This window comes from Rhizobium mesosinicum (assembly GCF_019511345.1).
GTDB classification, from domain to species: Bacteria; Pseudomonadota; Alphaproteobacteria; order Rhizobiales; family Rhizobiaceae; genus Rhizobium; species Rhizobium mesosinicum.
On the sequence record NZ_JAEUAK010000011.1, the window covers coordinates 25,444 to 38,682 of the forward strand.

Here is a 13,239-nt window from a genome sequence, read left to right on the forward strand (position 1 = left end):
CCATCAACGGAAAGGCTAAGTCACCCTACGGTGACCATCTTCCCTCGCCTCAAAACCACAGCGATCAAAAACCCGCAAACCGCTGTCACTCCGCCGACGAGAAACACGCTCCCATACCCCGCCCGATCCGCCAGCACGCCCGCCAGCGGTCCGGTCAGCCCGTAAGCGAGATCCTGAAAGGCCGAGAAGCCCCCAAGCGCCGTACCGCGCAGATGCGGTGCCACGAGATGCACGACTTCACGCCCCATGGCCGGAAAGATCATCGAGCAGCCGAGGCCGGTCATGAAGGCGCCGATTAGTGCGACGGTGGGATCGGCAGCGCTCCAGATCAGCAACTGGCCGATCGCTTCGACCGCGAGCGAGACGACAGCGACCGCGAGCCCGCCGTAGCGATCCGGCAGATGGCCGAAGACGAGGCGCACCAGCACGAAGCCGCAGCCGAAGGCGGTTAGTCCCAAACCGGCATGATCCCAGCCGAGACCGCGGAAATAGAGGGTGAAGAAGGAGCCGATCGCGGCAAATCCCATGCCCTGCAGGCAGACGATCAGCCCGTGTACCCAGATGCGGCCGATAACGGCGGCAAGCGGCGGACGCTCCCGGCCAGGATGGGCGGCAACGGCGGGCACGCTGCCGATCGCGGCAAGCCCTAGCAAGGGCAGCACGGCGCTGACGGCCATCGTACCGGCAAAGCCGAGATGATCGAGCAGCAGCAGTCCGACAGGTCCGCCAAGCCCGAGCGCGCCGTAGATCGCCGCCCCGATGAGCGCCAGCACCCGGCCGGAACGGGCCGGCCCGACGAGCCCGATGCCCCAAGCAATGACGCCGACCGCGACAAGACTTTCGCCGAGCCCGATCAAAAGCCGGCCGACGACGAGGATGGCGAAAGCCGCAGCCGGCGCCCGCAGCGAAAGCCCGGCGGCAAGCGAGATCAACGCGCCCGCGACATAAAAGGCGAGGCCGCATTGCACGGCGAGCCTGGCGCCCCTGCTGTCCGCCAGGCCGCCGGCATAGCCGCGGGTAAGGATGGTAGCGAGAAAGGCAATGCCGACACCAAGGCCTGCCCAGCCATTGCCGAGGCCGAGCGAGCGGGTCACGAACACGGGCACGACCGGAAGCGCGATCGCAACGCAGAGATAGGATATGAAGAGGATCCCAACCAGCAGGTAAAGCCTTGCCTGCTCGCAATCACCAGTAAGACGGAAAGCCATGAAAACCTCCTGGCTGTTCCCTCGTCGACGGGCACAAAAAAACGCACTCCGACCGGCGAGGATCGATAAGTGCGTTGCTTGACGTCAAACGCTTACGGCCAGAGGACTGGCATGGGTTGGGAAATACGGGATATGCGGGCGGGTGTCAACGATGGCTGTGCCGTCACGCCACCCCTTCGTCCCTCTCCACGGCGATACCGCACTATCGTCCCGATACGGCCTCCATCAGCGGGCGTCTCATGAAGAGGCTTATGGGTGTCGCCGTATAAGGTGCAAAAGGCTCGCATGGCTTGTACCCGCCGCGGCGATACAGCTGTTGTGCTTCGATGTTGCGTGTTCCAACCTCGAGCAGCATGGTCTGTGATCCGAGCGTCAGGGCCTGGGCTTCCGCTCGCCGAAGCAGCGCCATACCGATACCGGCACCTCGCACGCCGGCATCCACGATCATGCGCTTGAGCTCCGTAGTGCCGTCACCTCGCTCAAACAGCACGCAAAGTCCGACCGCCCTGTCGGCGAGACGCGCGATGAGGACATGCGTGCCCGGTCTTGCCAGCGACGCCGCGGTGATCGGCCGACGGTACTCACCCGGATAGAGCGCTGCGGCGACAGAATCCGACTGCGACAGAAGCCCTGAGACTTCGTGCTGCAGCGCAGGTTCGAGATTGACGGAAACTTCAGACATCACGCCAGCACTCACCTCCTCAACATCGGACGAGCGCAGGTGAGTACGGCTGCCGCAGCTTGTCAACAAGCGCCGTATTCAGATCTGAAACGCCGCCGTATCAGGCCATGAGCGGTGTCGCGTCATCCCAGACGAAGACGCGCAGCCTCTTCTCCTCATTCCTGTGCGTATCCCAGGATTGAGGGAAGAGAAGGACGCGCCCTTACCGCCTCACATCACCTGCACCAACGACGCAACAGCCCCACCTAAGCGGATTTCACCACACCCGCATTGAACCTGGAGCGATCGACGAGAACATCCCGCTTCTGCCCCACGAACAGTCCGATAACGAGATTCCTCGCCTTGATGCTTTCGAGCTCAAGGCGGCGCGCGAGCTTGCGCACCTTGCTGAGCGGCAGGAAGACCAAATCCTTTTCCGGGCGCACGAAATCGGCACTCTCGGCCTCACCCTCCAAAAACCGCTGTTGGATGACGGGTGCCGGCTCGATCTGGTAGGCGGCAAGCCAGGAGCGGTGCCAGAAATGCGCATCGATCAGCGAATAGGTGGTGGTCTCGGTCAGCATGCGTTTTGCCGCCTCGGGGCCGATGACATAGCCCGCCAACCCAACGCGGTTCTGATAGACGCGGGTCGCGCCAAAACGGCCGGCCGCGTCCTGCCAGGCGCGCTTGCGGTTGAGGATATGGCGCCGCGGCGCGAATTCGAGGTCGTAGACGCTGTTCCAGGCATCGTTGCGGGCTTCGATATTGGCGAGAACCGCGGCGATATCGTCCGAAAGCACCGCATCGTCTTCGAGGATGAGCATCTTGGCGCCATGCTCTACAACGGCCTGCCATGCCTTGCGGTGGGACAGGAAGCAGCCGATGTCCTGCCGGCGCGTCGGGCTCGGCCAGTTGCTGGCAGCCGTCTGGCATTCCTCTGCGGTGAGATCGGCAGCTTCGAATGCGTCGAGAAATTCGAAGGACAGGCCATGTGCGGCCATCTGCCGGATCTGGAAGCTCCGCCGAACCTCCTCCGCCTTGCGGCTGATGATCAATATTCTCAAGTAAACTCCCTGGCGCCGAACGTTTGCCATCTCAGCGGAGACATATAGCTATGTTCCGACTTGACCAAAAGCGGGCCGTTGCGGGCGCCACAGTTTTTCAGAAATTCCTTAAACGCCGCCGGCTCACTGCGGATAAAGGGTCGAGACGCGCCCAGCGAAATAATAGGCGACGATGCCGATCCATTCCCGCAGGCCCGTCGTCAACAGGTCGGCATTGTCGATCGGATGGCCGGCCGACAGCGTCAGGCCCTGTCTTCCTGTCGTGCGATAATCGGCGACCCAAGGCGTGACGTCCATGCCGAGATTGCGGAAGATTGCCACCGCCCGCGGCATGTGGAAACCCGATGTCACGAGCAGGCAGTGGTTAAGGTTCAGCCGCTGCAGGATCGCCTTTGTATTGATGGCGTTCTCATAGGTATCGCGCGACTCCGCGTCATATTCGACACGGGCGGGGTCGATATGGAAATCGTCGAACATCCTGCGGATGACATCCGCTTCCTTGACGTTGCCGCCAAGGAGACTGCCATCGCCGCCGGACATGATAATCCTGGCATTGGGATAGACGCCGGCCAGCCGCACCGTTTCTATATAGCGATCGGCGGCGTCATCCAGGTTGTAGCCGCCGCGCACGCCATCAACCTTTGTTGCAATACCGCCGCCGAGCAGGACAATACAGGTGGCATCTGCAGGTGCGGCAGCCGGCCGCGGAAAACGATCCTCCAGCTCCTGCACGATCAGCGCACCTGATGTGGTGTAAAAGCTCACGAAGATGAGCACCAGCGACAGAAGCCCGGCCGCGACGGCGAGCCGCCGGAAGGAAAAGACCATGAGAAGCAGGCTGAACGCCATCAGGAGGAAGCAGATCGTCACCGGCTGGGAAGCGATCCAGAAAAGCTTGGCGAAAACAAACATGGGCGTGCCGGGTTCCTGCGGAAACGCGGCCACGAAAACCTAATTGCGGATTCGGGGCAAGCGGAAGTTGGACGCGACAGGAGTGATCGGGGAAAGGATGCGCCGTGTGGCGACCAATGCTCTCGCAAAATCCTGACTTCGCCCGCCTGATCTTCCCTACCGTTCTCTTTTGAAGATTATCGGTATTGTCGAGTAATATTCAAAAAAGAACGGTATAGTAGCAGAACACACATCGGATCTACAGCAACGAGGTCATTTCACAATCACGATCTATCTATCTGAGGAGGAAGGTAAATGTCGTTTTTGGAATCTCAGGTCAACACGTTCACGGTCAATTTTCAGTACAGTGCTGCGACCACCCAGCTGCCGGGTGGCGGATGGGTGATCACATGGGCCTCGATGCTGCAAGACGGCAGCGGTTCCGGAATCTACCAGCAGGTCTACGACGCGACGGGCGCCCCCGTCGGACCCGAAACCCGCGTCAACACCATCGTAGAGGGCAACCAGGATATGCCGGCCGTGGCGGTCCTTGCCGACGGGGGCTGGGTGATTACCTGGGGAGACCAGGGGATCTCCACGCCCGGTGTCTACCAGCAGGCATTCAACGCTGATGGCACGCCGCGCGGCGGCGAGACCCAGGTCAACACCTATGAAGGCGGCGGACAGGGCTCGCGGTCGGTCATGGGGCTTTCTGACGGGGGCTGGGTCGTCAGTTGGCTGTCGGTCGGCCAGGACGGTTCCGGATACGGGATCTACCAGCAGGCCTTCGCTGCCGACGGCTCCAGGATCGCGGGAGAGACCCGGGTCAACACCCATACCGATGGAAACCAGTGGCTGGGCTCGATGGCGCCACTCGACGGCGGCGGCTGGGTTGCAACCTGGTCATCGCCCGGACAGGACGGTTCCGAAACCGGCGTCTTCCAACAGATCTACAATGCCGACGGCACGCCGCACGGCGGGGAAACCCTCGTTAATACCTACACCAATTCCTATCAGGGCAGCCCAACGGTAATGGCACGCGACGGCGGCTGGGTCGTCGTCTGGGAATCGGCCGGCCAGGACGGATCGAGTGGCGGGATCTATCAGCAGGCTTATAATGCCGACGGAACGCCGCTCGGCACGGAAACGCGGGTCAATAGCACGACGGACGGCAACCAGGCCTATCATGCCTCCGCAGCGTTGGCTGACGGCGGCTGGGTGGTGATCTGGCTCGCGGGCGATGCCCATATGATGCAGCAGGCCTACAACGCGAACGGGACGCCGAAAGGCGGCGAGACGCAGGTCGATACCGACGGTGCATATGCGTCGAACCAGAAGGTGACGGCGCTGGCCGACGGCGGCTGGGTGGTGACCTGGACGGTGATGGGATTCACCGACACCTACTACCATGTCTATCAGCAGGCGTTTAATGCCGACGGGACGAAAAACGGCGATGAAACACTCCTCAACACGCTGACCCACACCTATCATGACATACCCCAGGTGGCGGCACTCGATGACGGCGGCTGGATCGTCACCTGGGCATCCGACAGCGACTACAACGGTCCCTACGCCTATGACTCCGGCATCTATCAGGTGCGCTACGATGCCGACGCCCATGCGGTGGAGCTTCCGAACCACAGCATCTACGGCACCTATCCCGGCATGAGCCTCTTCGGCACGGCCGGCGACGACGCCATCTATGCAAGCGCCGGCGACGATACGCTCTACGGCTATGCAGGCAATGACCATCTTTCCGGAAGCTCTGGCAACGACCGGATGATCGGCGGCCTCGGCAACGACACCTATAGCGTCGACACCACGGCCGACAGGGTCGTGGAACTGGCCGGAGAAGGTACCGACACCGTCCTGACCGAAGTGAGCTATACGCTTTCGGCCAATGTCGAGAACCTCGCGATGGTCGCCGAGGGCAACCTCTATGCGACCGGCAATGCGCTCGATAACGTCATGACCGGCAATAGCGGCAACAACACGCTGGCCGGCGCTCTAGGAAACGATACGCTCCACGGCCTCGACGGCAACGACTATCTCGATGGCGGCGCCGGCAATGACAGGCTGTACGGCGGCTCCGGCGACGACATGCTCGCGGGCGGCACCGGCGAGGACTTCATGGATGGCGGCGACGGAAACGACAAATACAAGGTCGACAGCGCCGGCGACGTGGTCCACGATACCGGCGACGGCCTCTGGGATCTGATCGATACCATCTATTCCACCGCGCAAGCCTATTCGCTCGCCGGAACGGGCGCTGAAGCGCTGATCCTTCAGGCGGGCGCCGTGATCGGGATCGGCGATGGCGGCAACAACCAGATCGTGGGCAATGCGGCTGCCAATACGCTCGTCAGCGGCGGCGGCAGTGACGGTCTGACCGGCGGCGGCGGTGCCGATACGTTCGTTCTCGCTGCACCCGGCCCTTCGAACTTCGTTTCCATCGCCGATTTCGGCGCGGACGATTTCCTGTCGTTCCGGTCCAGCGCTTTCCAGGGCATGACCGCATCCACCCTGGATTTCCATGTCGGCAAAACCGCCATCGGCGCAGACGCCCAATTCTACTTCAACACGTCCGACCGCACGCTCTATTGGGACGAGGACGGCACCGGCGGAGACGGCGCTGTTGGAATTGCCATGCTTAACGGAGCTTATGTCCTGCAGTCCGGCGACTTCCTGTTTGCGTGACTTCCTGTTCGCCTGAGGGGCCTCCTGCCGCCGACACATCGCCAGTCTATTTCGGTGAATGCGGATGCAGGCCATTTCAGCGGGTTGAGGTGCCGAAGTGGTTGTGAGGGTTACGCCTTGCGACGCATGCGTTCGTGCCCTAGCAAGCCCCCTCCCCAACGCCTCCCCACAAGGGAAGGGACTGGGGCAACGCCTCGCTCCTCCTGAAGCGCGAGGATTTGGAAAGCCGGTGCCGCAGGTTAAGCCCCTCCCTCTTGTGGGCCCCTCGTGGGGAGGTGTTTGGGGCGGGGTCTTCTTAAGGACAGAACCGGCACCACAATCTCCTACCGTCCCCCAGCTCCTGCCCGACCAGCGACAGCCAATAGCGCACCCCATGCGCGATCGCCCTGTCGTTGAAATCATAAGCCGGATGGTGCAGACCCGCACTGTCCCCATTGCCGATAAGGATCATCGCGCCGGGCCGTCTCTCCAGCATATAGGAGAAATCCTCCGCTCCCATCGATGGCGCGTATGCCGCATCCACCCGGCCCTCACCGGCAACCCGTGCCGCTGCCGCGACGATCGCCGACGTCCTGCCGGCATCGTTGACCGTGACCGGATAACCCGGTCGCCAGTCGATCTCGGCCTCGGTTTCAAACAGCTTCGCCGTACCATGCACGATCTCACGGAACCGCTGCTCGACGGCCTTCCGCGTGTCCGGCTGCATTGTGCGGATGGTGCCGCCGAGGCGCACCGAGGCGGGAATGACGTTCAGCGCCTTGTCGTTGCCCGCTTCCGAAAAGGTGACGGAGACGACGACCGGATCGAAGGGATCGGTGAAGCGCGAGGCGATCGATTGCAGGGCGGTGACCATGTGGGCACTGACGAGAACCGGATCGCGCGTCATGTTCGGCGAGGCTGCATGCCCGCCCTTGCCGTTGATGGTGATGACGAACCGGTCGGCACCCGCCATGAAGGGGCCTGCGCGCGTGGCAAAGGAACCGATCTCCAGCCCAGGCTCGTTATGCATGCCGTAGACCTCGTCGATACCAAATGTCTCGAGCAGCCCCTCCTCGATCATGACACGCGCACCGCCACCGCCTTCCTCGGCCGGTTGAAAGATCAGCACGACCTTGCCGGCGAAATCCCGGTCTTCGGCAAGGCATTTTGCGGTGGCAAGCAGCATGGCTGTGTGCCCGTCATGACCGCAGGCATGCATGCGGTTGGCATTTTTGGAAGCATAGGGAAGATTGGTCTGCTCCGACATCGGCAGAGCATCCATGTCGCAGCGAAGCGCAATCGTCTTGCCCGGCCCCTTCCTGCCCTCGATGACGGCAACGACGCCGGTCTTGGCAAGCCCGGTCGTAACGCTCTCGCAGCCGAATTCGGCAAGCTTACCCGTGACGAAGGCTGCCGTCTCAGGAAGATCGAAGAGCAGTTCCGGATTCTGGTGGATATGACGGCGCCAGCCCTTGGCCTCCTCGGCGACGGCTTCGATAGTGCTCATGATGGTATCCTCGTGATGGTGCGGCCGGGCGTGGGAAGCGGCGGCCGAAGGTGGGGTGGCGTGAGATTAGCCGCTGCGGCAGCAAGTTGCCACCGGGGAATGGATCGTAACTTCCCGCGCGATTTACCGACCCCTAGACCTCACGTTAACTATCCGGCTTGAGCGCAGTGGTTGGGTCATATGGACGCCTCACCAACAGCAGTCATCCTACCGCGCTGGCATATGCCGAAGCGAACGAAGTAATTGTGCCTAAGCTTTCGAGGCCGCGCGCCGTGCTGCGCTTGGCCTCTGATAGGATTGGGTTCAATATCGTGCTCAAGGCAGGACTTCGTGGCTGCCCTTTCGATAGGCGGCAACCGTCATCCACACGGCCGACAGCAGGAAATAGAAGGCGCCGAACCCGGCATAGGGGGCGATGTCGAGAATGCTCGGTGCCACGGTCCCATAGGCCCGGCTGATCATGAAGCCGCCGGCGAGCGTCGATTGCGCGCCGCTGAGGATCATGACCCATTGCGCGCCGTAGACGCGCCAGCGGCGCACGGCTGCCGCAAGCTGCAACAGGCCGGAGAAGATCGCCCAGACGCCGAAGACAGCGAGCACGGCATAGGTGCTGTTGAGGACGGCGATGATGACGGCAACCGTGGTGACCGTACTGACGGCAACGTTGAAGGTTTGGGCGGGGTTCGCCTTCAGGCCGCCATTCGAGCGGGCGTCGACGAGGTTCGCCACCGCATCCCAGGCCGGATAGATGACGAGCAGCACCGAGGCGAGCGCCGACTGTCCGCCAGAGAGAATGGCGGCGATGATCCAGCCGATCGAGAACAGTGCACGAATGAAGTAGTAGGATCGCAACCAGTTCGATTGCGGGGAAGATTGGTTCTGCATGTCAGGCTCCTTGTTGGCTATCCTACTAGTAGGTAGTTCAATTTGGAGAGTCAATCGTCGGATGCCGCCGCCCTCTGCCGTCAGGAACACAAGCGCGTGAGCACGGCCGGAGAGCCAGCTTGACAGCCTCCCTACCAGCAGATAGGCAAGCTGTATGGAACAGGCGACCTCGGAAAAGATCCTGGATATAGCGCAATCCCTCGTCGTGGCGGGAGGCTATAACGGCTTCAGCTATGCCGATATTTCCGAGGCAGTCGGCATCCGCAAGGCGAGCATCCACCACCATTTCCCAACCAAGGCCGAGCTGGTGCAGGTCCTCGTCGACCGCTATACGCAGCGCGCCGAATCCGGCCTGAACTCGCTGCGCGAGCACGTCCCCGGCCCTGTCGAGCAACTGCAGGCCTATTTGAACTATTGGCAGAAATGCATCCTCGATGCCTCGGAGCCCTTCTGCGTCTGCGCCATGCTAGCCGCCGAAATACAGATGCTGCCGGAGCCGGTCGCAACCCATGTGCGCCGGCATTTCGAGAACCTGGCGGCATGGCTGACATCGGTGCTGAAGGCGGGCGTGGAGCAGAAGCTCTTCCGGCTCGCGAGAGCGCCTGAGGAAGAAGCGCAGATCCTGATGGCGTCGGTCCACGGCGCCATGCTGTCGGCCCGTGCCCTGGGCAACCCCAGCCTCTTTGCCGCGATCGTCGGCCCGCAGCTCGCTAGACTTAAGGCATAGAGCACGCAAGGCATAGAAAAGGCCGCCACGTCATCCCGATGAACCGGATCGGTAAAGCCCGACGGCATCTGCGCTCTGGCGATCATCATCTTAACAAGAGTGATCTCTTCCGCGCTGCGGGCTTGCGCGGCATCAACGGCAGGCCGGCATCGCAATTGCGCGTGACCAGCGTTTCGGTGACGGATTCGTCCGCATAGGTCTCCGGCATCCGGATGTAGGCGGCCGACAGGCGCGGATTGAGGGAAAGGGCCTGCCGAACCAGGAATTCAGCCCTTCAGGCGGCTGAGTTCGAGTGTCAGATCGCCGGTAATGCCCTCCGCAAGGAAACATCGATCTGCAACGGCGCCGGGCGCTACGTCGAACCGCGCCACTGCGATCGAGTTGGTCCGGGGAGATTGCGCAGCATTGGGAGCGGAACGCGTTGGAGCGAACTGCGGCGATGGCAGGCGGACCATGCCAGGTCGGCGGCGGTCGGCATATCGAGGGGAATTTGACCTGGAGCAATGACGACGGGGGAGATGATGCGAGCATAGCCATGTTTGGAGGACCCGACATGACAAGCTCTTCTTCGCTGCGCCAATGCTCCGCCAGTATCATCAGCCAGTTTCATACGCTGTCAGAAAGGCGCCGTCTTCGTAGCGAATTATGGGCGTTACCGCCGGAAGAACGCCAGCGTGTCGCCGACGAGCTCCGTTTGACAGCAACCCAGCTGGAAAGACTCGTCGCAGCCGGACCGAAGGCATCGGTCGAAATCGGAAGCCTGATGGCCGCTCTCGGCATCGAAAGTCTGAAGGTGGAGGCTGACTTCCCGCACCTTATGAACGACCTTCAAGCGACCTGTGCGCAATGCAATGCGAAAAGGGCTTGTCGCCAGGCGCTCGCCGACGGCAATGCGCCGGAGCGGATGGAAGCCTTCTGTCCGAACGCCGACGAATTGTTCGCCCTCGTCGAGCGTCTGGCATAGATCTCCGCGCGGCTTGAAGGAGGTCTAGGAGAAATCCTGTGATTGTGCCAAATTCCCGCACGCACAGCGAGCGCCGGACACGTTCGAGCATCGGGCTTGCGCACCCGACCGGAAAATGGGAGACGTGCGGCCATGAGCGTTCTGGACGAGCCTGAGGCTCAGCCCCGAACTGGCATCTCCAGCGAACCGCGCGCATGGATGCCTGACGTCGGCTTGCGGTCGACGATCATGGCGGTCGCAGCGGTGCTCGGTCTGGCGGGTGCTTTCATCCTTTTCCTGCTGGATTTCGAAACGGCAAGCCGGCTCGCCCTTGCCGTAAGCACCAGTATTGCCCTCGCCTTCCTGCTGATCGACATCGTTGCCAAGCTCAGAAACGGTGATTTCGGTCTCGACCTGATCGCGGCGCTTGCCATGGGCTCGACCCTCTGGTTCGGCGAATATCTGGCCGGAGCGATCGTGGCCCTCATGTATGCCGGCGGCCAGTTTCTGGAAGCCTATGCGCATCGGCGTGCCGACGAAGGCATGACAGCCCTCCTGGCACAGGTGCCGCGAACCGCGCTGCGCCTCCTCGAAGACGGGATGGAAGAAGTCCCCATTCCAGATATTGCGGTCGGCGATATCCTGATGATCCGCAGGGGCGATGTGATCCCGGCTGACGGCACGCTCATTTCGGATAATGCTTCGATCGACGAGTCCGTCCTGACCGGCGAGGCCTTTCCGGTTCACCTGTCGAAAAGCGCACGGATCGAGAGTGGCGCGACGAACGCTGGGGATGCCATCGAAATCAGAGTGGAAAGCCGCGCCGAGGACAGCACCTATTCCGGCATCGTCAAACTGGTCGAGGCATCCCGGCGTTCCAAGGCGCGTTTTGCGCGGCTGGCGGATCGCTACGCGATTGCCTTTCTTCTCCTGACGCTGGCAATCGCGCTCGCCGCCGCCATCCTGTCCGGTGACACGGCGCGCATCGTCGCGGTCCTCGTCGTGGCGACCCCCTGCCCGCTGATCCTCGCCGTTCCCGTGGCGCTGGCGGCCGGAACCTCGAAGGCGGCCAAGGCGGGCGTGCTGGTGAAGGGCGCAGGGCCGCTGGAGATCCTGGCGGACACCTCCGTCGCGGTCTTCGACAAGACCGGCACGCTGACGGCAGGCGACCCTGAAGTCGTCTCGATCGAGGGGCTGGAAGGACCGGAGAGGATCCTGCGCCTTGCCGCATCGCTGGACCAGGCATCATCGCATGTCGTCGGCCGTGCGATCGTCAGGGAGGCCCAGAGGCGCCAGCTGACGCTGTCGCGCCCTACGGATGTATCGGAGCTTCCGGGCGCCGGCATCTCCGGATTTGTCGACGGGATCAAAGTGAGCGTCGGCGGCGACAATTACTTCACGCCGGATGGAAAGCCCTCCCTCCCGCCGGAGAAGAAAGGCAGGATGCAGGCAAAGGTCTTCTTCGATGGCCGGCTTGCCGGCGAAATCGGCTTTGAGGATCGGCTGCGCACAGATGCAGTCGAGCTTGTCGGCAAGCTGCGCAAACTGGGTTTCGGCCGGATCGTACTAGCGAGCGGCGACGAGCGCAGCGTTACCGCTGCCATTGCCGGTTCCCTGTCGCTGGATGCAGTCGAGGCGCGATTGTCTCCCGTCGAGAAGGTCGAAGTCATCACCAGGGAACGGGCGGCCGGAAGGGTCATGATGGTCGGCGATGGCGTTAACGATGCTCCGGCACTCGCAGCCGCCGATGTCGGCATTGCCGTCGGCGCCACCAATCTGGCGGCCGCCGCCGAAGCGGCCGATATCGTCCTGATCCGCAACGATCTGAACAGGATCGCCTGGGCCATCGAAATAGCAAGACGCTCCCGCGCCATTGCCGTCCAGAGCATTTTTGCGGGCATCGGCCTCTCGCTCGTCGCCATGCTCTTCGCCGGCGCCGGCTTTCTACCGCCGGTGACGGGCGCCATGCTGCAGGAAGTGATCGATGTGGCCGTGATCCTGAACGCGCTGCGGGCGCTGCGCTAGATAATGAGCCCTAAGCTTTGCCCAGATGTTTCGGCCAGAATTCCTGATGGATTGCGGCGGCTTCCTCTTCGAGGTTCGTCGGTCCCTCGACGGTCACGATGCGGGCGCCAGTCTGCAGCACCGCCCGGCTCGGCACGTTCAACCCGATCCCGGCAATCTCGCCTAGCCGCACCTCCGAGCACGCAAACACCATGCGCCCGATGCCCGACCAGTAGATCGCCCCGGAGCACATCGCGCACGGCTCCGTGCTGGTGTAGAGCGTGCAGCCGGCAAGATATGCGGTGTCGTAGTGCTGCGCAGCCAGCTTGATCAGGTTCAGCTCGGCGTGGTTGGTCATGTCGCGGCCGGTGAAGACGGTGTTTTCGGCGCGCAGGATGACCGCGCCGTCCTTCACCAGCACAGACCCAAACGGCTCGTCGCCGTGTTCCATCGCAGATTTCGAGAGCGCGATCGCCTCGCGCAAAAACGGCTCGTGGTCTTCCATCAGAGTCTCCCCCAAAGCCCACAGCTAGAGCGGACTGATTTTGTCTCCGATCGAGGGGAATTCCAAGGGCTGCAGCTCAGATTCAACATCGGCGGTCCCGCCGCAGGCAGAAGCAGACAACATCGCCGTCACCTGTGTCCCATCGGGATCGCGGATGGCGGCGACGAT

At 62.4% G+C, this 13,239-nt stretch carries 11 protein-coding genes; 4 read left to right on the forward strand and 7 right to left on the reverse strand.

What is annotated here, in order from left to right:
* Nucleotides 1–20: 20 nt before the first annotated feature.
* From JNB85_RS24150 to JNB85_RS24165, 4 genes are all read right to left on the reverse strand, one after another.
* Complete coding sequence (locus tag JNB85_RS24150; protein WP_220336822.1) at nucleotides 21–1,208, reverse strand: arabinose transporter; 1,188 nt, start codon at nucleotides 1,206–1,208, stop codon at nucleotides 21–23.
* A 202-nt stretch (nucleotides 1,209–1,410) separates the two neighbouring features.
* Complete coding sequence (locus JNB85_RS24155) at nucleotides 1,411–1,890, reverse strand: GNAT family N-acetyltransferase (protein WP_220336823.1); 480 nt, start codon at nucleotides 1,888–1,890, stop codon at nucleotides 1,411–1,413.
* A 245-nt stretch (nucleotides 1,891–2,135) separates the two neighbouring features.
* Nucleotides 2,136–2,933: a glycosyltransferase family 25 protein gene (locus JNB85_RS24160; RefSeq protein WP_220336824.1), complete on the reverse strand. Its 798-nt coding sequence runs from the start codon at nucleotides 2,931–2,933 to the stop codon at nucleotides 2,136–2,138.
* Between the two features lie 123 nt (nucleotides 2,934–3,056).
* Nucleotides 3,057–3,845 (reverse strand): YdcF family protein, encoded by a 789-nt coding sequence (locus tag JNB85_RS24165; protein WP_220336825.1) that lies wholly within the window; start codon nucleotides 3,843–3,845, stop codon nucleotides 3,057–3,059.
* A 294-nt stretch (nucleotides 3,846–4,139) separates the two neighbouring features.
* Between JNB85_RS24165 and JNB85_RS24170 the strand changes: the two genes are divergently transcribed.
* Nucleotides 4,140–6,521: a calcium-binding protein gene (locus tag JNB85_RS24170; RefSeq protein WP_220336826.1), complete on the forward strand. Its 2,382-nt coding sequence runs from the start codon at nucleotides 4,140–4,142 to the stop codon at nucleotides 6,519–6,521.
* Between the two features lie 295 nt (nucleotides 6,522–6,816).
* Here the strand turns inward: JNB85_RS24170 and JNB85_RS24175 are convergent, their stop codons facing one another.
* Together JNB85_RS24175 and JNB85_RS24180 are read right to left on the reverse strand one after the other, a co-directional pair.
* Nucleotides 6,817–8,007, reverse strand: coding sequence for a M20 aminoacylase family protein (locus tag JNB85_RS24175; RefSeq protein WP_220336827.1), 1,191 nt, complete (start codon nucleotides 8,005–8,007; stop codon nucleotides 6,817–6,819).
* A 315-nt stretch (nucleotides 8,008–8,322) separates the two neighbouring features.
* Nucleotides 8,323–8,892, reverse strand: a complete 570-nt coding sequence (locus JNB85_RS24180; protein WP_220336828.1) for a DUF308 domain-containing protein — start codon at nucleotides 8,890–8,892, stop codon at nucleotides 8,323–8,325.
* Between the two features lie 154 nt (nucleotides 8,893–9,046).
* On the opposite strand from JNB85_RS24180, the gene JNB85_RS24185 reads away from it, so the two are divergent.
* From JNB85_RS24185 to JNB85_RS24195, 3 genes are all read left to right on the forward strand, one after another.
* Nucleotides 9,047–9,619, forward strand: a complete 573-nt coding sequence (locus JNB85_RS24185; protein ID WP_220336829.1) for a TetR/AcrR family transcriptional regulator — start codon at nucleotides 9,047–9,049, stop codon at nucleotides 9,617–9,619.
* A gap of 553 nt (nucleotides 9,620–10,172) precedes the next feature.
* On the forward strand, nucleotides 10,173–10,583 hold the full coding sequence (locus JNB85_RS24190) for a hypothetical protein (RefSeq protein ID WP_220336830.1): 411 nt from the start codon (nucleotides 10,173–10,175) through the stop codon (nucleotides 10,581–10,583).
* Between the two features lie 198 nt (nucleotides 10,584–10,781).
* Complete coding sequence (locus JNB85_RS24195; RefSeq protein ID WP_223216601.1) at nucleotides 10,782–12,587, forward strand: heavy metal translocating P-type ATPase; 1,806 nt, start codon at nucleotides 10,782–10,784, stop codon at nucleotides 12,585–12,587.
* 10 nt (nucleotides 12,588–12,597) lie between these two features.
* Here JNB85_RS24195 and JNB85_RS24200 read toward each other — a convergent pair whose 3' ends face one another.
* On the reverse strand, nucleotides 12,598–13,071 hold the full coding sequence (locus tag JNB85_RS24200) for a nucleoside deaminase (RefSeq protein ID WP_220336832.1): 474 nt from the start codon (nucleotides 13,069–13,071) through the stop codon (nucleotides 12,598–12,600).
* Nucleotides 13,072–13,239: the final 168 nt, after the last annotated feature.

Excerpts from the sequence above, each read along its gene's own strand:
- JNB85_RS24155 (WP_220336823.1), bottom strand. The coding sequence starts at position 1,890 with ATGTCTGAAGTTTCCGTCAATCTCGAACCTGCGCTGCAGCACGAAGTC.
- JNB85_RS24175 (WP_220336827.1), bottom strand. The coding sequence starts at position 8,007 with ATGAGCACTATCGAAGCCGTCGCCGAGGAGGCCAAGGGCTGGCGCCGT.
- JNB85_RS24150 (WP_220336822.1), bottom strand. The coding sequence starts at position 1,208 with ATGGCTTTCCGTCTTACTGGTGATTGCGAGCAGGCAAGGCTTTACCTG.
- JNB85_RS24185 (WP_220336829.1), top strand. The coding sequence starts at position 9,047 with ATGGAACAGGCGACCTCGGAAAAGATCCTGGATATAGCGCAATCCCTC.
- JNB85_RS24170 (WP_220336826.1), top strand. The coding sequence starts at position 4,140 with ATGTCGTTTTTGGAATCTCAGGTCAACACGTTCACGGTCAATTTTCAG.
- JNB85_RS24200 (WP_220336832.1), bottom strand. The coding sequence starts at position 13,071 with ATGGAAGACCACGAGCCGTTTTTGCGCGAGGCGATCGCGCTCTCGAAA.
- JNB85_RS24195 (WP_223216601.1), top strand. The coding sequence starts at position 10,782 with ATGCCTGACGTCGGCTTGCGGTCGACGATCATGGCGGTCGCAGCGGTG.
- JNB85_RS24180 (WP_220336828.1), bottom strand. The coding sequence starts at position 8,892 with ATGCAGAACCAATCTTCCCCGCAATCGAACTGGTTGCGATCCTACTAC.
- JNB85_RS24190 (WP_220336830.1), top strand. The coding sequence starts at position 10,173 with ATGACAAGCTCTTCTTCGCTGCGCCAATGCTCCGCCAGTATCATCAGC.
- JNB85_RS24165 (WP_220336825.1), bottom strand. The coding sequence starts at position 3,845 with ATGTTTGTTTTCGCCAAGCTTTTCTGGATCGCTTCCCAGCCGGTGACG.